Genomic DNA, 20,422 nt, shown 5'->3' on the forward strand with positions numbered 1-20,422 from the left:
CATCGAAGGCTTGCTTGATGGCGGCCATGTCCTGACGATCCTGTCTGGCTCGATCCGATGCCAGGTCCGGATCACGCTCCACGGCCTTGAAGGCGTAATAGGTCGATGGTGCGATCCCCAGAACCCGTCAGATCGGCCCGACACCATGGACACAACGGTGATCATCAATCAACGTGATCATTTGCGGAACGGGCGGTCGAACTCCGCCTGGGCGAAATACGCAGATGCTTTCTTCAGGATCTCATTAGCGGTGCGAAGTTCACGGTTCTCCCGCTCCAATTCCTTGATCCTGTCCTTCTCGGCGCTCGTCAGCCCGGCCCGTTGCCCGGCATCGCGTTCGGCCTGTTGGCACCAGGAGCGCAGACTGTCCGGCGAACAACCCAGCTTCGGTGCAATCGCGCGGTAGGCTGCCGTATCGCTGGTGTAATCTGCACGGTTCTCTCGAAACAGCCGAACACCGCGTTCGCGAAGTTCAGCCGGATAGGCGGGGGTGAATCGTCTCTTCGTCATAGGGCTCATCCTTTGAGAGTTTTACTCTCCGGTAAACCCGGGGCGGTTCAGTCAGATGCACAGCACGCCTGAATGCTGTCCCCCCTGATCGCCGGTGATGAAAAGGCCTGTTTCGCCGTGACCGAGCCGACGACCGGACTGGATACAACCAAATTAAAGACCATGGCGGTGCGGCAGGGTGACCGGTATATCGTGCATGGCCAGAAAGTCTGGATTTCGACGGCGCAGGTCGCGCACAAGATGCTGCTTCTTGCAAGAACGACACCGCTTGAGGATGTAACGAATCCGACCGAGGGGTTAAGCCTGTTCTATACGGATCTTGACCGCGATTTCGTGGATGTGCGCGAGATCGAAAAGATGGGGCGCAAGGCGGTCGATTCGAACGAGGTTTTCATCGACGGGCTGCCGATTCCGGCCGAAGACCTGATCGGAGAAGAGGGCAAAGGCTTTCGACAAATCCTGTACGGTTTGAACCCGGAACGCATCCTCGTGGCCGGGGAATGCATTGGCATTGCACGCAACGCTCTGACACGCGCGGCGCAATACGCCAACGAGCGCGTGGTTTTCAACCGGCCAATTGGTCAGAATCAGGGGGTTCAGCATCCGCTGGCCCGGGCCTGGGCGCGGGTGGAAGCGGTCAATCTCATGGTGATGCATGCCGCAGCTCTTTACGATTCGGGAGAGGCGTGCGGCGTAGAGGCGAACGCAGCCAAGCTATTGGCTGCCGATGCCGCGGTTGAGGCGACCGAGGCGGCGCAGATGGCTTTTGGCAGATTCGGATATGCCAAGGAATATCATGTCGAGCGACTGGTTCGAGAGGCCCTGCTTTTCCGAATCGTACCGGTGACGCCGCAGATGCTGTTGTCGTTCATAGCTGAAAAAGCTCTCGGACTTCCAAAGTCTTACTAGGTTAAAGCGACGTGTCGAAATGGTGAGTATTCTTGTCTTGATTAATTTTCTAACACGCGTTAGATTACGTGAATAACCTCGAATGAGGACAATAGGGAGGAGGCGTCATGAGTGAGGCGCAATTCGGGTCTTCGCGAGAAGACTTGGAAACACGTTCTACTGTTTATGCAAGCGATTTGTTCGCCGGCAAATGCGTCGTTGTTACCGGCGCAGGCGGTGGCCTGGGGCTGGCAATTGCGGCCCTGTTTGCCAAGCTGGGCGCAAACCTTGCGATCAATGGACGCAACGAGGAAAAGCTGGCTTCGGCCAAGGGGTTTCTCGAAAGTCTGGGCGCCAAGGTCTTTGCCATGCCCATGACCATTCGGGATCCCGAACAGGTCGAGGAATTCGTCACCAGGGTAAATCAGGAATTCGGTTCGATTGACGTCCTGGTGAACAATGCAGGGGGGCAGTTTCCACAGGCCGCTCTGGATTTTACCGCGAAGGGCTGGAACGCCGTCATCGACACCAACCTCAACGGCACCTGGTGGATGATGCAATCCACTGCGCGCCACTGGGTTGAGAACAAGCAACCGGGTTCAATCGTGAACATCGTGGCCGACATCTGGCGCGGTATGCCCGGTATCGCGCATACCTGTGCGGCCCGGGCAGGGGTGATTTACCTGTCCAAGTCGGTCGCTGTGGAATGGGCGCCGCATGGGATCCGCGTGAACTGTGTTGCGCCGGGATGCTGCGAAAGCAACGGTTTCGGGAACTATCCCGATGATGGCGCGGCAACCTTTCAGGATTCGAACCCGATGCGGCACGCCGGTGACGAATGGGATGTCGCCGAAGGCGTTGTCTACATGGCAGCCAGTTCGGGCAAATTCATTACAGGTGAAGTTCTGAACATCGATGGTGGGCAACAGATGTGGGGTGATCCCTGGCCAACAGGGCGACCGGATTACTTCCGAATTTCCTGACACAAGCTACGAACCTAGTGGGGGGGGCAACAGGAGCCAAATGAAAACGAATAGCAAATCAGAAATCGGCACCGGTGACGGAGCGATACTGGAGTGTAACGGGATCGAGCGGAGGTTTGGCGGCATCGTGGCTGTCACAGGCGTGGATTTCGTCATTCGACCAAAGGAAATCTTTGGCCTCGTGGGGCCAAATGGCAGCGGCAAGACAACGCTTACGAACGCGATCACCGGATTTTACCCTCCGAACACCGGCACTGTCCGGCTGGCAGGAAAAGACATCACGGGCACGGCACCCCACAAGGTTGCAAAGCTCGGGATCGCCCGAACGTTTCAGAACCTCGCCCTGTTCAACGGGATGAGCGTTCTCGATAACGTCCTGCTCGGGAGACACATCCACATGAAACCGGGCGTTTTCCAAACGGCGCTCTACTGGTGGGCCGCACAGCGTGAAGAAATCGAGAACCGAAAAATCGTCGAGGAAGTGATCGAGTTTCTGCAGCTCGAGAGCATTCGGCACGAGCTGGTTGATGGTCTTCCGATTGGCCTGAAGAAACGGGTCGAGCTTGCGCGCGCGCTGGTGGCAGAGCCGCAAATGCTGATCCTTGACGAGCCGATGGCGGGCATGAACCAGGAGGAGAAGGGGTACATGTCCCGCTTTATTCTGGACGCGCGGGCCGAACGTGGCGTCAGTGTTTTGCTGATCGAGCATCATATGGATGTGATCATCGGCATTTGTGATCGGATGCTAGCATTGAACTACGGCGAAATGATCGCCAGCGGCATTCCGAAGGAAGTTGTAAAGGACCCAAGGGTCATCGAGGCATATGTTGGAGGGGCGCATGGCTGAAGCGGCAACATCGCAATTCTCGGCCAGCGAGACGATCGGAACGTTGCTGGCGCGCAACGCATCAAGCCACGGGTCGAGTATCGCGATTCGCGAGAAAGAGCGCGGAATCTGGAAAGAAAGCACCTGGGCGGAGTACGTCGAAGAGATTTTGGCCTGCGCGGCCGGTCTTGAGAAAATCGGTGTCACGCCGGGCAAGGCGGTGCTCATTCTGGGCGACAACCGTGCGCGACTTTACGGAGGCATGCTTGCGACTTCGCTGCTTGGGGCCTACGCAATGCCGGCCTATCCGGGCGCGACGCTTGAAGAGCTTCAGCATTTCCTTGGCGAAGTCGAAATCGTTGCGGCCATCGCCGAAGATCAGGAGCAGGTCGACAAGATCCTTGAGGTGCGGACCGCGGGCGCGAGCGGCATCGCACATATCATATACGATGAGACGCGAGGGCTCGGATTCTACGAAGACGATGGTCTTATGTCATGGGATCACCTGATCGAAGTCGGCCGACACGATCTCAACGAAGATCCGCGCCGCCGCGAGGAGCTTCTGAACAGGACCCAACCCGACGATCCGGCGATTTTCCTGCATTCGTCGGGAACAACCGGCAAGCCGAAAGGTGTCGTTCTGAGCCAGAAGAACGTTCTGGCCGCAGCTAGGAACGGCCATGAAGCGGGCGCATACGGAGAGAATGAGGAAATCCTTGCCTATCTCCCGATGGCCTGGGTCGGGGATTACGCCATTACGGTAGCGGCGGCGCTTTTGTACCGGTTCACCGTGAACGTGCCGGAGCGGCAGGAAACGGTCGTACGGGACATGCGCGAAATCGCACCGAGCTTTTATCTGGCGGCACCCAGAAGCTGGGACCAGATGCTAACGACGATCCAGGTCGGGATGGAGGATTCAACCCCTTTGAAGAAGTGGTTGTACCATTTCTTCATGGATCGGGCCATTGCCGCCGAAAAACGCAAGCTGAATGGCGAGAGTGGCGGCGCATTGGAGCCGTTGGGCAGATTGTTGGGCGAGGCGCTCGTTTTTGGTCCGATCAAGGACCAGTTCGGGATGAGCCGCCTGAAGAATGCCTTCACCGGCGGCGAGGCGATAGGGGAAGACACCTTTGTCTTTTACCGCGCCCTCGGGATCAAGCTGCGCCAGTTCTACGGGCAGACCGAGATCAGCGCGATCAGTGCGATGCAGGCCCCGAACGAAGTGCGGCTTCACACCGTTGGCAAAGCTGCGCCGGGGGTCGAGGTGAAAATCGATGAGAGCGGCGAGATTTTGCTGCGCTCGGACAGCGTGTTCAACGGCTATTTCAACAAGCCGAAAGAGAGCGCCGAGGCCCTCGAGGGCGGCTGGCTGCATACCGGTGACGCCGGGTATCTGGAGGAAAACGGCCAACTTGTGGTTCTGGGGCGTATCTCCGAGGTCATGTATACGGCCGGGGGTGAACGCTATGTCCCGAACTATATCGAGAACCGACTGAAGTTCAGCCCGTATATCAAGGATGCGGCTGTTCTTGGCGCGGGACTGGATGCATTGACGGCGATGGTCTGCGTGGATTTCGAAGCGGTAGGCCATTGGGCCGAGGTGAACGGCGTTCCTTACGTGTCTTATGCCGATTTGTCTCAGCGCGACGAGGTCGCCGAGCTGCTGCACGAGGCTTTTCAGCGGGTGAACAAGGTCGTCACCGAGCCGTTGCGCCTGCAACGCTTTGTCAGCCTGCCGAAGGAATTCGATCCGGATGATGGTGAGATCACGCGGACCCGGAAACTGCGTCGCAAGGTCGTTGAGGAACGCTATGCCGATGTTATCGCGGCACTCTACGATGGTTCAACAGAGGTCCATGTAAGCGCTCAGGTGACTTACGAGACTGGGGAAGTAGGGAAGGTCGAAAGAAGCCTTCCCATCAGGGAGGTATAAATGGACTGGATCTTTTTATCAGAGCTTGCGATCAACGGCGGCTTGACCGGCCTTCTGTATTCGCTTTTCGCCATCGGCCTCGTGCTGATTTACAAGGCCTCTTCGGTGCCCAATCTGGCGCAAGGCGGGCTGACGATGGTCGGGGCCTATGTGGTTCTTGCTCTGGCGCATGACGCGGGTCTGCCGCTGTGGGCCGCCATCCCGCTCGCCGCGGTCATCATGTTCGTCCTGGGATTTGGCATCGAGCGCGTTGCTCTGCGCCGCCTTGCCGGCCGCCCGGTCGTCATGATCCTGATGCTGACGCTGGGTCTCGACATTTTCCTGCGCGGTACAACGCTTGCGATCTGGGGCGGGACGTCCCGATCCATGGAGTTGGGGGTCAGCTATGAACCGTTGTTCATCGGCGATATCTTCATCAGTCGCATCCATCTCGTCGGTGCCGGGGTGACGATCGCACTCTTCATCGCCTTCATGCTGTTCTTCCGCAGCCGGATCGGCATCAAATTGCGGGCGATCGCGGACGACTACATGGCGTCCTGGTCGGTCGGGATTTCGGTCGAGCGCGGCGTCGGGTTGTCCTGGGCATTGGCGTCGGTCGTTGCCGTGGCAGCAGGCGTCATCTGGGGCGAGATCCAGGGGGTTGATCAGGCCCTGTCGCTGTTGCTTCTCAAGGGTCTTGCGGTCGCTGTTCTGGGTGGTCTCGACAGTATCCTGGGGGCAGTGGTCGCCGGCATCATTCTCGGCATCATAGAAAACGTGGGGTCTGACTTCCTCGATCCGCTTGTCGGGGGGGGAAGCCGGGAACTTATCGTCGCCGCCGTGCTCATTCTTACGGTCATGATCCGTCCGCACGGACTGTTTGGCCGTCACGACATCGAAAGGGTGTAAGAGATGTTTTACCGACTTTCCGGTGTTCACCACGCCAACTATCTATCCGACAGCCGTATCTTCAAGGTACCTGCTGACCGGAATCTGGCTGTGTTCATCTTCCTGTTCGGTCTTGCGGCGCCATTCATCCTGCCGTCGCTCTACCTGAACAGTTACATTCTGCCGTGGCTGATCTGGACGGCCGCCGCCCTTGGTCTGAACCTGGTGACGGGTTGGGCCGGCCAGCTTCACCTGGGCTATGCTGCGGTCATGGCCGTTGGCGCGTATTCGGCGATCCATGCCGCGCGGTTCGGGGTCCCTTGGGAATTTGCCCTGATCATCGGCGGCCTTTCATCTTCGGTGATCGGCAGCGTGTTCGCCTTTGCCGCGTTGCGGGTGAAAGGTCTCTATCTTGCGCTCACGACTCTGGCGATGCAGTTCGTGATGGACTGGGTTCTGTCCCACTCGCCAGCGATTTCGGGGGGCTCCCACGCGTCGCTCCAATCTCCGACACTGGCGTTGCTTGGGCAGGAGATCACCTCTGATACCGGCTATTACTATGTTGCCTTCGGATGGTGCGTGTTGGTGACAATCTTCATGCTGAATCTCAAGCGCACCGGGCTTGGGCGTGCGCTGGTCGCCGTGCGGGAAAAAGACTTTGCCGCCGCAATCCTGGGCGTCAACAGTTTCTACTACAAGATTCTGGCCTTCGCGACGTCGTCCTTTATCGCGGGTGTTAGCGGCGCGTTGCTTGTTGCGACGTTCTTCTTTCTGGCCGCGCCGGAGCAGTTTTCGGTGAACGTTTCGATCCAGGTGCTTGCAATGGTGATCGTCGGCGGTCTTGGCAGTGTCATCGGATCCTATTTCGGCGCTGCCTTGATCCTGCTTGTGCCGGGCCTTGTGAACGGTCTGGTCGTGGGAGCAAGCCAGTCGCTTGGCATGCAGATCAATGTTGAAACGCTCGCCCATATCCCGCACGCGGTCTATGGCGCGCTGATCGTGATAATCCTTCTGATCGAGCCGCTGGGGCTGGGAAAGCTCTACGGCAACATCAGGGACTATCTGATGGTCTGGCCCTTCGATCAGCTCAGAAAGTAGAGAGGAAAGCCGATGCAAGGAAAGGTCGAAGCCGAGCCCATTCTGTCGATGAACAGCGTCGAGGTGCTGTACGACAACGTGATGCTCGCGATCAAAGGTGTTTCGGTTCAGGTCCCAAAAGGCGAGATGATTGCGCTTCTGGGGTCGAACGGAGCGGGAAAAAGCACGACGTTGAAAGCGATCAGCGGTCTTTTGAAAGCCGAACGTGGACGCGTCAGCCGGGGTGAGATCAAGTTCCAAGGAACCGATATCACCGAGATGCTCGCCCAGAACCGCGTGGCGATGGGTATCTGTCACGTCATCGAAGGGCGGCGTGTCTTTGAACATCTGACTCCGGACGAGAACCTGACAGCAGCCGCACCGGTGGGAATGTCCCGGTCGAAGCTGAACGTGGAAAAGGAGAAGATATACAACTATTTTCCCCGGCTTGCCGAGCGGCGCAATTCGCTTTCGGGCTATCTGTCGGGCGGCGAGCAGCAGATGCTGGCCATCGGCCGCGCGCTGGTGACTCAGCCGAGCCTGCTGATGCTGGACGAGCCGAGCCTGGGACTTGCGCCGTTCCTGGTGGCCGAGATCTTTGGCATCCTTCAAAAAATCAACCAGGAGGAGGGTATGTCGGTTCTTCTTGTGGAACAGAACGCTCTGGCCGCTCTGGAGATCGTTTCAGAAGGATATCTGATCGAAAACGGTCGCGTCGTCATGAACGGCACGGCAGAAGCCCTCAAATCCAACTCCGATATCCAGGAATTCTATCTTGGCGGCGGTGAAGGCACCGATTTTCACAATGTCAAGCATTACAGCCGACGTAAACGTTGGCTGAGCTGAGGCTCTAAACGGAAATTACTCAGGGAGGATAAGGTGAAACAACTTACCAAAGCACTAACTGTAATTTCGCTGATGGCCGGCTTGATATCCGGAACTCAGGCTCTGGCAGAGCCATTCAAGGTCGGTGTCTGCTACGACCTTAGCAAGGCCTATACCTTTGCAACGCCGCAGGTTTCGCAGGCCGCGATGGATTTGGCAAAGCTCATCAACATGAAGGGTGGAATCGGTGGCGAACCGGTCGAAGTTATCGTCCGTGACCACGGCAACGAGCCGCAAAGAGGCATCGAATGCTACTCGAAGCTGAGCCGCGAGGGGGTCTTTGTTTTCGATACCCTGTCCACGCCGGTGTCGCTGGCGATCCTGCCGCGCGCGATGCAGGATGAACGCATTCTCATGCAGTCTCTGGTCGGGCGTGGTGATGCGGTGGACGGCACGGTTTTCGAATGGGTCTATCCGGCCGGCCCGACCTATTGGGGCCAGGTGGCCAACGATATCGGCTATATCAAGCAATTGCACGATGGCGATCTTTCGAACGTCAAGGTCGGCTATATCTATTTCGATTATCCGTTCGGGCAGGAGCCGATCGAGATTCTTCAGACCTTGTCGGAAAAAGAGGGCTTCGAGCTTTTGCTCTACCCCGTGCCGCTGCCCGGCAGCGATCAGGCGGGCGCCTGGTCGAAAATGCGCCGCGACAGTCCCGATCATGTTATCTCGTGGATGCTCGGCGGTGCCCATGTCGTCGCTTCGAAAGAGATGCAGCGCAATCGCATTCCGATGGACAAGTACATTTCGGTCAACTGGCTGAATGAAGTGGATATTGCCAATATTGGTGCAGAGGTGGCCATCGGACTGAAACGCGGCACCAATGTCGTGGGTGGTCAGGACGTGGACTTGCGGACCGAGATCATAAGCGAACTCTATGACAAGGGGCAAGGATCCGGTCCGTTGGTGAATACGCAGGACGTTTATTACAACACCGGTCTGGCGATGTATTCGATCATCTTCGAGGCCGCGCGCAAAGCCGCGGACCTGCAAGGGCTGCCGATTACGGCACATTCCTACAAGGCTGGCCTCGAATCTCTGGAAGACTTCGATGCAAACGGCCTGATGGCGCCGATTACGGTGACAGCAGAAGATCACGGTGGCGGTGGCAAGACGCGCATCGAGATGTGGGATGGCGAGACCTGGGTGCCGCAAACCGACTGGATCGCGGAATACAGCGATATCGTGTGGGATGTGGTCGAGGAAAGTTCCTCGAAATACGAGCAGTGACGGACAGGTAACTGAAGGGTCGGCGTCACGCGGGGCGGCGGCGTGCCCACAAGTCGATAAAGCCGCCCTACACTTTATCAACGGGAGAAAGATAAGATGAAGATTAAACAACATATCAAGGTGGTGGCCCTTGCCACCGCATTGGCAACAAGCGCGACGGTGGCCGCCGCGCAGGACAAGGAGCCGATCCGGTTCGGATTGTGCTTCGACCTCAGCAAATCCTACACCTTCATTTCGCCCCAGGTGGCGCAGGCGGCGCAGGACCTCGCGATGTACACCAACGAGAACGGTGGGATCGAAGGACATCCGGTCGAGATCATCGTCAAGGATCACGGCAACGAGCCGCAACGCGGTGTGGAGTGTTACGAGCAGCTGAAGCGCGATGGCGTGTTCATCTTCAACTTCCTGTCCACACCTGTCTCGAACGCAGCTCTGCCGCGGGCGATGAAGGATGGCAACATTCTGATGCAGTCCTTCGTGGGCCGTGGCGACGCGGTCGACGGCGAGGTGTTCGAATGGGTCTTCCCGGTCGGTCCGACCTATTGGCAACAGGCGGCAAACGACGTTGCCTTCATCAAGGGGCAGCTCGGCGGTGATCTGAGCGATGCCAAGATCGGGTTCATCTACCTTGATTATCCGTTCGGTCAGGAGCCGATCGAGATTCTCAAAACCCTCTCCGAGAAGGAAGGCTTTGAGCTTGAACTCTATCCTGTGCCACTGCCCGGATCCGATCAGGCCGGCGCATGGAGCAAGGTGCGGCGCGACAAGCCTGACTATATGATCAGCTGGCTTCTGGCTGGCGGACATGTGGTCGCCTCCAAGGAAATGCGCCGCAACCGCTTCCCGATCGACCGCTATCTGGCGGTCAACTGGCTGAACGAAGTCGATATCTCAAACATCGGCGCAGAAGAGGCCGCCGGCCTTCTTCGCGGAACCAACGTCGCTGGCGGTCAGGAAGTGCCGATCGTCAAGACAATGCTGGACACCTACTATGCCAACGGCAAGGGCAGCGGTCCCGAAAGCTCGGTTCGCGACGTGTACTACAACACCGGAATGGCGATCTATTCGACCGGATTTGAAGCCGCGCGGCTGGCGATCAAGGAGAACGGATGGCCGCTGACGCCCGAGACCATGAAGGCTGGCTATGAATCGATCTCCGAATTCGATGGCGATGGCGTCATGGCCCCGGTCACAGTGACTGAAAGCGACCACGGCGGCGGTGGCAAGACGCGGGTTGAACAGTGGGACGGCAAGACCTGGGTTCCGCTGACCGACTGGAGCGCCGACTACCTTGACGTGGTGTGGGAAGTGATCAAGGAAAGCTCCGGAAAGTTCAACGTCGAATGAGTGTTGACCCCCCGCGGCTTTCGGGCCGCGGGGGGAGTTCCTGACAGAATTCAAGCTGCAATATTTGCGATCCAGACGAGGTGCGAAGCATGAACCCTATCGACGTGACAATCAAAGACGGCATAGCGACCGTCTGCATCAACCGACCCGAGCGCAAGAACGCGCTGTCCGTGGCCACAGCGAATGGGCTGACGGATGCCTGGGAAAAGATCGAGGCGGATGACAGCATTCGCGTGGCCATTCTGACTTCGGCCGATTGCGGGGTGTTCTGTGCCGGGCTGGATCTCAAGGAAGCCACCCAGATCGCGCGGGACGAGGGCGTCGATATTCTGACCAAGATGCGCGACCCGTTTCACGAGACCATGCGCGCCTGCAAGAAACCCATCATTGCGGCGATGACGGGGTCGCTGATGGCGGGCGGCATGATGCTGACGTTGAATTGCGATCTGCGCATCGGTCTCAAAGGGACCAAGGTCGGTATCACCGAAGTAAAGATCGGTCGTGGATCGCCCTGGGCAGCACCGGCCCTGTCGATGCTACCGCAGCCCATCTTGATGGAAATCGTTCTGACCGGCGATCTGATGCCGATCGAGCGCCTGCACGAATACGGGTTCACCAACTATCTTGAAGACACGGCCGATGCTGTCCGCGCGCGGGCACACCAATTGGCGACGCGTATCGCCAGTGGTGCGCCCTTGTCAGTGATCGCAGCGAAGGGGAGCGTGCGCGCAACCATGGATTTGGGCTGCGCAGAAGGTCTGGAAGAGGGCAAGCGCCTGCACGAGGTCGTCTATGCCAGCAATGATGCGATTGAGGGCCCCAAGGCGTTCGCCGAAAAGCGCGCACCAGTGTGGACCGGAACCTGATGGAGGCGAACATGACCGAATTGATGCGCCTGGACAGGGAGGGCCCCGTCGGCATCTTGCGTTTTCTTCAGACTGCAAAACGCAACCCTTACAGCGTGGCGTTCGTCGAGGAATTGGTGGCGCATCTGCGCGAAGCCGAATGTGACGATACGATCCGGACCGTGATCATGACCGGTGACGAACATTTCAGCAGCGGCGGGGATCTGGTCGGTTTTCAGGCCGAAGTCGCCAAGGGGGCCAGGGCCACATCCGAATTGGTCGACAAGGTTCACGATGGCGGACGCGCTGCCTATCTCTTTCGGAAACCTCTTATTTCGGCCGTCCGCGGGGTCGCCTATGGTGCCGGTCTGAGCCTGGCCCTTTCGGCGGATATCGTCGTGGCCGCCGAAGATGCAAGACTGTGCGAGGTTTTTGCCCGTGTCGGCGGTTGTCCCGACACAGGTTCAAGCTGGCTGCTTCAGCAGCGTGCCGGCGCGGGGGTGGCGCGGATGCTTGTTCTCACAGGTCGTGAGATAGACGGGCGCACCGCAAAGGATTTGCGCGTCGTGGAAGAATGCGTTCCCGCAGAGCAGGTCGAGGCGCGCGCGCTTGAAATCGCGCGCGAGATCGCTGCACACCCCATGTTCGGGGTGCAGACCACCAAGCGCGTGATGCGTGCCGCGGCAGAATGCAGCTATCTGGAGGCGCTGGACATCGAGCGCGATGCACAAAGTGTCTTGCTGTGCGCGCATGACTTTCCCGAGGCCATGAAGGCGTTCTCGGAGAAACGGAAGCCAGAATTCAAGGATCGCTGAGACGGTCGAAGCCACATCGAGAACTTAAGGATGCCGGGCATCCTCTACCCGGCGAGATTGTCATTTGGGTTGCGTCGCCGCAGCGACAGAACGCGAACGCGCTCTGAGGTCAGTCTTTAAAATCTTCCCGTAGCTGTTCTTGGGGAGATCGGTGACAAACTTGTAGCGTTTCGGCAGCTTGAACGACGCGATCTGCTGGCGGCACCAACTTTTAAGCTCGGTTTCGTCTGCGCTTTGCCCCGGCTCGAAGACGACAAAGGCAACCACCTGTTCCCCCCATTCCGGCTCGGGTTCTCCAATCACGGCGACCTCGAACACCGCGGGATGACGCAGCAGAACTTCCTCGACCTCGCGAGGGTAGATATTTGTCCCCCCCGAGATAATCACGTCCTTCGAGCGATCGGTCAGAAACAGGAATCCGTCCTCGTCCAGATGGCCAAGATCGCCCGTGTGAAGCCAGCCATCGCGCAGAGTCTGTGCGGTTGCCTCGGGGTTTTTCCAATAGCCACGCATCACCGTCGGCCCCTGAACGCAGATCTCTCCGGTGTGGCCTGGCGGAACCGGCGTCCCGTCTGATCCGAGAACAGTGAGAGTGACCGAACCCTGCGCGATTCCCACCGATGCGCGCCGTGCTTGCCAGCGGGGGTGGGATTGGTCTGCGACCAGTTCTCGCGGCAGAACGGATATCGTCATCGGCGATTCGCCCTGGCCGTAGATCTGAACGAAACGCGGGCCGTAGCAGGCAAGAGCCTCGTCGATGTCATTGGCGTACATGGGGCCACCACCATAGACGATGGTGCGAATGCCCTCACCGTCATATCCCTGCGCCTTGGACGCGGCGATCAATCGCTTGACCATGGTCGGTGCGGCAAAGAAGACAAGGTTGCCTCGGCTTCTTGCCAGAGCGATGATCTCTTCGCTGTCAAATCCGCGTGAAGCGGGCACCACGTGCGGCCCGCCTGCGCGGATTTGGGCGAACATGTAAAGACCCGCACCATGAGACATGGGCGCGGCATAGAGCATGTGATCGTCGGAGCGTGCGGAATTCGCGTCAAGCGCGTAACACAGCGTCATGTGCAGCAGATTGTCGTGGCTCAGCATCACGCCTTTCGGGGTGCCTGTCGTGCCTGAGGTATAGAAAAGCCACGCGAGGTCGTCTCTCGCGACTTCTGCGGGCGCCGCGATCCTTTCACGCTTCGACACCGGCGCAGCGAGCGCAGCCTCTGGAATGTCATCTTCATCCGCAAACAGCGTGCCGCTTTCGGTGACGGCCAGCGTCGCCTCGGAATCCCGCACGATCCATTCGACCTCGCGTTCATGCAGCTTGCAATTGATCGGCACAACGCTGGCGCCCAACCACCAGCAGGCGTGAAGCACCTCGATATATTCGGGTGCGTTCTTGGCGAAGACCGCAACTCGGTCGCCCGCTTTGACGCCATGTTCGGAGGCCATCCAGGCGGCCCGGTTGCAGACCGCTTGCAGAAGCTCGGCATAGCTCTGGCGCAACACGTCGCCTTCGTAGACGGCTGGGCGCTTAGGCCAGGACAAGGCGGTCTGATACAGCCAATTCGCGATGTTCATAGTTTCTTCTGTCCTCGGATCGTTTGGTCTCAGGCGCGATCAGCCTGCAGGATCGTGGCGTAGTTGGAGACCGCCGTGCCCCCCATGTTGAAGGCAAGCCCCCATTCCGCGCCCTCGCGCTGAATGTCACCGGCACGACCCGTCAACTGCCGGAACCCCAGAGCGAGCATGGAAACGCCGGTGGCCCCGACAGGATGCCCCTTGGCTTTCAGGCCGCCGGACAGGTTCACCGGTGTGCTGCCGGACGCATAGACCGTCCCCTCTTCAAGAGCGCGGGCGCCTTGCCCCTTGGGGGCAAGCCCCATGGCCTCGTAGATCAGCAACTCTGCCGGGGTGAAACAATCATGCACTTCGGCAAAATCGAGATCGTTCGCGGTGATGCCGGCGGTCTTGAAGGCCGTCTGGATGGCGCGCTCCGGGCCTTCGAATGCCAAGAAATCACGACTTCGCATCGGCAGAAAATCGGACACGTGCTCTGCTGCGGCGATCCGGACACGGGCAGAGGCATCGTGTGCATGGGCATCTTCCACGCTCAGTACAATGGCAGCGGCACCGTCGGTAATCAGAGAGCAATCGCTCAGCCGCAGTGGTGGGGCGATCAACGGATTGCTTTCGCTGATCTCGCGGCAGAACTCGTAGGGCATTTGCTTGTGCATATGTGCCAACGGGTTCTTCATCGCGTTTTCGTGGTTTTTCGCGGCGATCCGAGCCATCGCATCCGAAGGGTCGCCATGGCGTTTGGCGTATTCCTTTGCGGCGATGGCAAAGACCTGTGGGAAACTCAGGCCTGCCTCGACCGTATCGTTCTGATAGCCGGCCCCGGCCAGCGCCCTGGTGACATCTCGCGTCGATCGGTGGGTCATCTTCTCGGCCCCAACAACCAGAACGTTTCGCGCACCACCCGCGCGAACGGCGTTCAAGCCCGCATGGAACGCCGCCGCACCGGAGGCACAGGCATTCTCGCAACGCGTCGCTGGCTTGAACCGCAATTCCGGGTAGGCTTGCAAAATGAGCGAAGAGGCAAAACCATCAGGCACCAGGCCTGAATTGAAATGCCCCAGAAAGACAGCATCAATCTCGGCTGGGGAAGTCTGCGCTTCTTCCATGGCCTCGCGTGCGGCTTCGACGATCAGGTCCTCAAGGCTCTGATCAAGCCGGCCAAAGCGCGTGTGACCGGAGCCAACGATAAAGATGTCTTTTGTCATGGGTTGTCCTCCTGCGCCGATCGTTACCAATAATACCTGTGGCAGCAATTCGTAGAACTACGTAGTTATTTACGTAGGTTCCACGTAGATGCAGGTGCAGCAAGGGGAGGGGCGTCATGGATTATGACCGGATTTCAGAGGCCGATCTGGATTTCACTGGTTTCATGGATGCGCCCATTGGTCTCCTGGTTATTTCCAACCGGGTAATCCAACGCGTCAATACAGAGATTGAAGACATCTTCGGGTGGTCCCGTGACGAGCTTGAGGGGCAGTCGATCCGAATACTCTATCCATCGAGCGTCGATTACGAAAAGACCGGCGCGCGGTGGCGGCGATGGTTGGAAGGGCGGCCCCGGTACACCGACGAACGCTTCATGCAACGTCGCAGTGGCGAGATCATCTGGACCCGCGCAACGGGGCGTACGCTGACCCCGACAGATCCGTTCCGCCTCATGGTCTGGGCCTTCGAACACTTGGAGAGTCGCCCTTCATGCTCGGCCACGCTGACGCCGCGTGAACGTGAAGTCGCGCGCTACATCGTCAATGGCTACACCAGCAAGGAAACCGGACAGGCGATGGGCATTTCGCCACGTACTGTCGAGGTCCATCGCAGTTCGGTCATGAAAAAACTGGGAGTTCAGAACGCAGCCGAGCTGGTCGCAAAAATGATCGTGCAAAGCTGACAGACCTGAGAAGGCCCCTCAGAAGGGCGCTTGGTGTCGTCGAATGACTATCGCCGTCTGAGGGGCTGCATCGGGATGTGCCGGATGTCTGACGGCAGCGCAGCCAACCAAATTCAGCCTCCGCCAAACCCGGCGCGGTTCACGCGGATCGTTTTGGGCTGGTGTTATGGGCTTGAAGGGGGCTTGCTCATGATGATATCTGACGGGCGCGGCGGGTGTAGCTCAATGGTAGAGCGAGAGCTTCCCAAGCTCCAGACGAGGGTTCGATTCCCTTCACCCGCTCCAATTTCCGATTGACCCGAAACCTGCATCCCCTTTCGGGGGCCTTCGCGCTATCGGCCCAGTGCCTTCATCGCCGTTTCGATTCCCGACAGCGTCATCGGCATCATTCGGTCGTCGAATATCTCTCGGATCATCTGGATCGACTGGGTGTGGTGCCAGTATTTCTGCGGCACCGGGTTGATCCAGACATGGTCGGGCCACTGTTCGCGCGCGCGCTTCAGCCAGACTTCGCCGGTCTCTTCGTTCCAGTGCTCGTTGGCGCCGCCGGGAAAGGCGATCTCGTAAGGGCTCATGGAGGCATCGCCGACGAAGATGCACTTGTAGGAAGAACTGTAGGTGTTCAGCACCTCCTGCGTCGGCGTCACCTCGTTCCAGCGCCGGCGGTTGTCGCGCCAGACGCCTTCGTAAAGGCAGTTGTGGAAATAGTAGTATTCTAGGTGCTTGAACTCGGCCCGGGCGGCGGAAAACAGTTCTTCCACCACCTTGACATGCGGGTCCATAGAGCCGCCTGCGTCGAGAAACAGCAACACCTTGACCGCGTTGCGCCGCTCGGGGCGCATCTTGAGGTCGAGATAGCCGTGCTCGGCCGTCGCGCGAATGGTGCCTGAAAGGTCCAGCTCGTCCGGAGAGCCCTCGCGCGCCCAGTTGCGCAGCCGCTTGAGCGCCACCTTGATGTTGCGCGTACCCAGTTCGACAGTGTCGTCGAAATTGCGAAACTCGCGTCGGTCCCACACCTTGACCGCGCGGCGGTTGCGGCTTTCATCCTGGCCGATGCGGATGCCCTCGGGGTTGTATCCATAGGCGCCGAAGGGCGAGGTGCCGGCGGTTCCGATCCACTTGCTGCCGCCCTGGTGGCGACCCTTCTGTTCGCGCAGGCGCTCCTTGAGGGTCTCGATCAGCTTGTCAAAGCCGCCCAGCGCCTCGATTTCGGCCTTTTCTTTGTCGCTCAGGTGCTTTTCGGCCAGCTTTTCCAGCCAATCGCGCGGCAGGTCGATGGCGTTCAGCACCTCGTCGATGCCGATCTTTTCCAGCCCTTCAAAGCTTTGGGCGAATGCACGGTCGAACCGGTCGATAAGGCGTTCGTCTTTTACCATCGCGGTACGTGCGAGGTAATAGAACCCCTCGACATCGTAGATCACCAGGTCGGCCGCGACCGCCTGCAGGAATGTCAGGTATTCGCGCAGCGACACCGGCACGCCGGCGGATCGCAGGTTATCGAAGAAGGGCAGGAACATCGTCGCGCCTCAGCCCGAAAAGCGGTGGATAAGGATCGTCAGGAAAAGCCCGGCCAAGGCGAATAACACACAATAGACAAAGCCGTATTGCGCCATGTCGGCAAGGTTGCCCTTGCGCCTTCGCGCCACCAGCGCGCCGGTCACGATGCCCAGAATTCCCCCCAGCAATACGATCATGATCTACCCGTTTGTTTCCCGCAGCGGGCTGAGCGCGGCGATCTCGCGCAGCTTGGCGCGCACCGCCCAGTCCGCGCCAAAGCCGTATCGCGCCCAGCCGATACTGTCCAGCCGCACTGTTTCCGCCTTTTCGGTCTGCCCCTCCAGCTTCAGCGCCTCGGCCTTGAGCATCATCAGCGTTGCCAGCAGGGCGGCGTTCTGGTGTTGCCGGGCGGTGACGATATGGGGCTCGATCAGTTCCAGCGCCAGCGCGCCCCGGCCCTGGTTGACCGCATAGGCCGCCAGTTGAGCCGAGGTATGGGCCCGGTGCAGCGCCGTATCGGTCGACCGGCGATAGATGCGGTCGGCGGTCAGGAAATGGCCAAAGGCTGCCTCTGGTTCGGACAGTTGCAACAGCCGGCCCAGTGCGAAATGGCTAAAGCCCAGGCGGTGATCGCTCCAACCCTGGGATTGGGCGATGGCCAGCGCCTGCCGGGCCGCGTTGCGCCGCAGCGCCTCGCTTGCGCCGGGGCCAAGCGCGGTCTGGATCGTCCGCACCCAGGCCCGCGGTGTCGGCGACACCCCGCGAGAGGCGATGCGATCGCCGTCGGGGTTCAGGCGCGACAGGATCGCCGGCAGCCGCTGCGCCACCTCGGGACGGGTCATGCCCGAATGCAGCTCGGGCGCGTAATAGGCGCGCAGCACCAGCATGTCGAAGCCGGTCAGGACGGTGTGCACGTTGTCGTCGTTGAAGACGCTGTCGGGCAGGCGGTAGAGGTCGTTGAGCGGGCCGATGGCCTGGGCCAGTTCCTCGTGCAGGCAGTCGCGCACCTCTTGCGGGGCGCTGTCGCCGGGCACGAAGATGGCGATGCGCCGGCGCTCGGTCAGGTCGCTCCAGCTGGTTTCGCGGGAATGGCGCAGTCGGCCGTATTCACGCAGGCTGGACACGTTGGGAACCACGAAACAGGCCGCCTTGGGCAAATAGCGGCGGATCTCGTCGCGCGAGACGGCCTCGATGGTGATGCTGGCGGGGCCGCTTTCGCGGCCGGCGCTGCCGATGTCGATGCCGGCCTCGCGCCGCAGGCGTGCGATCAGGCGGGTCAGGTCGGGCACCAGGGTGGGCGGTGGGTTGCCTGTCACCCGGACCGAGATCGGCCCCTCGAATCGCGACAGATGGGTCAGCGTGCGGCCCGATTCGAGCTGAAAGGCGAGGTCCAGAAAATCGCGGGCGATGTCGCGGTTGGCGCGCGTGGGCGGCACGGGGCGCGTGTCTGCGAATGCCTTCATCGGCGGCAGCGCGATGGCCTCGGGCATCGCGGCGCGGGTGGGCATATCGGATTGCGGCGCCGAGGCGCAGCCCGCCAGCCAGACCAGAAGCGAAAGAGAAATCACAAGACCACGGCGCATGCGCACCCCCTCGAAACGGTTGCATCGCCCCGGTCCGGGTGTTGGGCGGCGGCGACCTGGCCAGCTTAGCCCCCCGCCGCGCCCGGCGATAGATGGGACCGGCGGCAAAATCGCGGCCGTTGCGATTCGGTTCCTGGCAAAGCTACCACGCGTTGGAGGAAAGAAATCCGCCAGATCGACGCTGTTTGTGTCCCGCAACTGCGGCCGGGTCCCTGATTTATCGCTGTCCGCGTGCCATGAATGCCAGCCGTTCGAACAGGTGCACATCCTGCTCGTTCTTCAACAGCGCGCCGTGCAGTTTCGGCAATGCCTCGGCGCCGTCGCGGCGCAGGTCCTCGGGGCTCAGATCCTCGGCCAGGATCAGCTTGAGCCAGTCCAGAACCTCGGATGTCGAAGGTTTCTTCTTCAGCCCAGCCTGGTCGCGCACCTCGTAGAACCGCGTCAGCGCCGCGGTCAGCAGCGACTCCTTGATGCCGGGGTAGTGGACCTCGACGATTCGCTTCATCGTTTCGGAGTCGGGAAAGCGGATATAGTGGAAAAAGCACCGCCGCAGGAACGCATCGGGCAGTTCCTTTTCGTTGTTCGAGGTGATGATCACAACGGGTCTGTGGCGGGCGCGAATGGTCTCTCCGGTCTCGTAGACGTGGAATTCCATCCGGTCGAGTTCCTGCAGCAAATCATTGGGAAACTCGATATCGGCCTTGTCGATCTCGTCGATCAGCAGCACCAGGCGCGTGTCCGCCTCGAACGCCTGCCACAGCTTGCCCTTGCGGATATAGTTGCGCACGTCATGCACGCGCTCGTCGCCAAGCTGGCTGTCGCGCAGCCGGCTGACGGCGTCGTATTCATACAGCCCCTGTGCTGCCTTGGTGGTTGATTTGATGTTCCATTCCAGAAACTCCATCCCCAGCGCGTCGGCCACCTGGCGGGCCAGCTCGGTCTTGCCGGTGCCGGGTTCGCCCTTGACCAGCAGCGGGCGTTCCAGCGTCACCGCGGCGTTAACCGCAACTGTCAGGTCCTCGGTTGCGACATAGGCGTCGGTGCCATGGAATTTCATTTGGAATCAACCTCTTTCAAGATGGTCAGGTTCGGCCACGCGGCGCACAATAGCCGCTGACGTAAAACACATCAATGCGTTGTTATTGGGTAGTGACAATCCCCGATCCTGCGTGTAAGCCCACGCCGATAACCTCAGGAGACATTCATGCCTGACACTGGTCTTGACGAGGGAGCGACCATGAAAGCAGAAGTCTTTCTGCCTGACAACTACCGACCCGCCGAAGACGAACCCTTCATGAACGAGCGTCAGCTCGAATATTTCCGCCGCAAACTGATCGCCTGGAGAAACGAACTGCTTGAGGGCAGCCGTGACACCATTGTCGGGCTTCAGGACGGCACCCGCGCCATCCCCGACGTTGCCGACCGCGCCAGCGAGGAAACCGACCGCGCGCTGGAGCTGCGCACGCGCGACCGTCAGCGCAAGCTGGTGACCAAGATCGACGCCGCGCTGCGCCGCATCGAAGACGGCGAATACGGCTATTGCGAGGTGACCGGCGAGCCGATCAGCCTCAAGCGGCTGGACGCACGCCCGATCGCCACCATGAGCCTGGAAGCCCAGGAACGCCACGAGCGGCGCGAAAAGGTGCACCGCGACGACTGACCGC

Annotated in this window: 19 protein-coding genes, 1 tRNA gene, 1 pseudogene and 1 other annotated feature; of the genes and pseudogenes, 14 read left to right on the top strand and 7 right to left on the bottom strand. The window is 59.8% G+C overall.

Translation table 11 applies throughout. From position 1 onward, the window contains the following. Positions 1 to 106 precede the first annotated feature (106 nt). Positions 107 to 223, bottom strand: a sequence feature (AL1L pseudoknot). After that, complete coding sequence (locus DL899_RS10160) at positions 178 to 510, bottom strand: transposase (RefSeq protein ID WP_162685550.1); 333 nt, start codon at positions 508 to 510, stop codon at positions 178 to 180. (Overlaps the previous feature by 46 nt.) 72 nt (positions 511 to 582) lie before the next feature. Between DL899_RS10160 and DL899_RS10165 the strand changes: the two are divergent. The 11 genes and pseudogenes from DL899_RS10165 to DL899_RS10215 form a co-directional block, all read left to right on the top strand. Further along, a pseudogene (locus tag DL899_RS10165) lies at positions 583 to 1,419 on the top strand (acyl-CoA dehydrogenase family protein); the annotation flags it as partial. A 107-nt stretch (positions 1,420 to 1,526) separates the two neighbouring features. After that, on the top strand, positions 1,527 to 2,381 hold the full coding sequence (locus tag DL899_RS10170) for an SDR family oxidoreductase (RefSeq protein ID WP_111734252.1): 855 nt from the start codon (positions 1,527 to 1,529) through the stop codon (positions 2,379 to 2,381). Between the two features lie 40 nt (positions 2,382 to 2,421). After that, a complete protein-coding gene (locus DL899_RS10175; protein ID WP_111734253.1) occupies positions 2,422 to 3,228 on the top strand; it encodes an ABC transporter ATP-binding protein in 807 nt (268 codons plus the stop codon). Beyond that, on the top strand, positions 3,221 to 5,140 hold the full coding sequence (locus tag DL899_RS10180) for an AMP-dependent synthetase/ligase (protein WP_239494673.1): 1,920 nt from the start codon (positions 3,221 to 3,223) through the stop codon (positions 5,138 to 5,140). The genes DL899_RS10175 and DL899_RS10180 overlap by 8 nt, the downstream gene beginning before the upstream one ends. Further along, entirely contained in the window at positions 5,141 to 6,028 is an 888-nt protein-coding gene (locus DL899_RS10185; protein ID WP_111734255.1) for a branched-chain amino acid ABC transporter permease, read from the top strand. It abuts the gene before it with no gap. A 3-nt stretch (positions 6,029 to 6,031) separates the two neighbouring features. Continuing rightward, the gene (locus DL899_RS10190) at positions 6,032 to 7,105 is read left to right on the top strand and encodes a branched-chain amino acid ABC transporter permease (protein ID WP_111734256.1); all 1,074 of its coding nucleotides are present in this window, start codon (positions 6,032 to 6,034) and stop codon (positions 7,103 to 7,105) included. 12 nt (positions 7,106 to 7,117) lie between these two features. Further along, entirely contained in the window at positions 7,118 to 7,930 is an 813-nt protein-coding gene (locus DL899_RS10195; protein ID WP_111734257.1) for an ABC transporter ATP-binding protein, read from the top strand. Positions 7,931 to 7,963: 33 nt separating this feature from the next. Further along, the gene (locus DL899_RS10200; RefSeq protein WP_338049655.1) at positions 7,964 to 9,202 is read left to right on the top strand and encodes an ABC transporter substrate-binding protein; all 1,239 of its coding nucleotides are present in this window, start codon (positions 7,964 to 7,966) and stop codon (positions 9,200 to 9,202) included. A gap of 96 nt (positions 9,203 to 9,298) precedes the next feature. Further along, positions 9,299 to 10,549: an ABC transporter substrate-binding protein gene (locus DL899_RS10205; protein WP_111734259.1), complete on the top strand. Its 1,251-nt coding sequence runs from the start codon at positions 9,299 to 9,301 to the stop codon at positions 10,547 to 10,549. 89 nt (positions 10,550 to 10,638) lie between these two features. Beyond that, positions 10,639 to 11,415: an enoyl-CoA hydratase/isomerase family protein gene (locus DL899_RS10210; RefSeq protein WP_111734260.1), complete on the top strand. Its 777-nt coding sequence runs from the start codon at positions 10,639 to 10,641 to the stop codon at positions 11,413 to 11,415. An 11-nt stretch (positions 11,416 to 11,426) separates the two neighbouring features. Continuing rightward, a complete protein-coding gene (locus DL899_RS10215) occupies positions 11,427 to 12,209 on the top strand; it encodes an enoyl-CoA hydratase/isomerase family protein (protein ID WP_111734358.1) in 783 nt (260 codons plus the stop codon). Between the two features lie 60 nt (positions 12,210 to 12,269). On the opposite strand, the gene DL899_RS10220 is transcribed toward DL899_RS10215, so the two are convergent. Both DL899_RS10220 and DL899_RS10225 read right to left on the bottom strand, forming a co-directional pair. After that, positions 12,270 to 13,790: a class I adenylate-forming enzyme family protein gene (locus DL899_RS10220; protein ID WP_111734261.1), complete on the bottom strand. Its 1,521-nt coding sequence runs from the start codon at positions 13,788 to 13,790 to the stop codon at positions 12,270 to 12,272. A gap of 29 nt (positions 13,791 to 13,819) precedes the next feature. Then, positions 13,820 to 14,995 (bottom strand): thiolase domain-containing protein, encoded by a 1,176-nt coding sequence (locus tag DL899_RS10225; RefSeq protein ID WP_111734262.1) that lies wholly within the window; start codon positions 14,993 to 14,995, stop codon positions 13,820 to 13,822. Positions 14,996 to 15,111: 116 nt separating this feature from the next. Here DL899_RS10225 and DL899_RS10230 point away from each other — a divergent pair, with 116 nt between their 5' ends. Both DL899_RS10230 and DL899_RS10235 read left to right on the top strand, forming a co-directional pair. Next, on the top strand, positions 15,112 to 15,678 hold the full coding sequence (locus tag DL899_RS10230; protein WP_111734263.1) for a LuxR C-terminal-related transcriptional regulator: 567 nt from the start codon (positions 15,112 to 15,114) through the stop codon (positions 15,676 to 15,678). A 211-nt stretch (positions 15,679 to 15,889) separates the two neighbouring features. Next, positions 15,890 to 15,963, top strand: a tRNA-Gly gene (locus DL899_RS10235). Positions 15,964 to 16,010: 47 nt separating this feature from the next. On the opposite strand, the gene DL899_RS10240 is transcribed toward DL899_RS10235, so the two are convergent. The 4 genes from DL899_RS10240 to DL899_RS10250 form a co-directional block, all read right to left on the bottom strand. Beyond that, positions 16,011 to 17,195, bottom strand: a complete 1,185-nt coding sequence (locus DL899_RS10240) for a vWA domain-containing protein (RefSeq protein WP_111734264.1) — start codon at positions 17,193 to 17,195, stop codon at positions 16,011 to 16,013. 9 nt (positions 17,196 to 17,204) lie between these two features. Next, positions 17,205 to 17,372, bottom strand: a complete 168-nt coding sequence (locus DL899_RS19635; RefSeq protein ID WP_204355294.1) for a hypothetical protein — start codon at positions 17,370 to 17,372, stop codon at positions 17,205 to 17,207. A gap of 3 nt (positions 17,373 to 17,375) precedes the next feature. Further along, the gene (locus DL899_RS10245; protein ID WP_111734265.1) at positions 17,376 to 18,758 is read right to left on the bottom strand and encodes a DUF2927 domain-containing protein; all 1,383 of its coding nucleotides are present in this window, start codon (positions 18,756 to 18,758) and stop codon (positions 17,376 to 17,378) included. 217 nt (positions 18,759 to 18,975) lie between these two features. Further along, complete coding sequence (locus DL899_RS10250; RefSeq protein ID WP_111734266.1) at positions 18,976 to 19,815, bottom strand: AAA family ATPase; 840 nt, start codon at positions 19,813 to 19,815, stop codon at positions 18,976 to 18,978. A 147-nt stretch (positions 19,816 to 19,962) separates the two neighbouring features. On the opposite strand from DL899_RS10250, the gene dksA reads away from it, so the two are divergent. Further along, positions 19,963 to 20,418 carry an RNA polymerase-binding protein DksA gene (gene dksA / locus DL899_RS10255; RefSeq protein WP_111734267.1) on the top strand — a complete coding sequence of 152 codons (456 nt, stop codon included), beginning with the start codon at positions 19,963 to 19,965 and terminating at the stop codon, positions 20,416 to 20,418. Positions 20,419 to 20,422 lie beyond the last annotated feature (4 nt).

Origin of the sequence: Roseovarius amoyensis, assembly GCF_003260265.1 — a bacterium.
GTDB classification, from domain to species: Bacteria; Pseudomonadota; Alphaproteobacteria; order Rhodobacterales; family Rhodobacteraceae; genus Roseovarius; species Roseovarius amoyensis.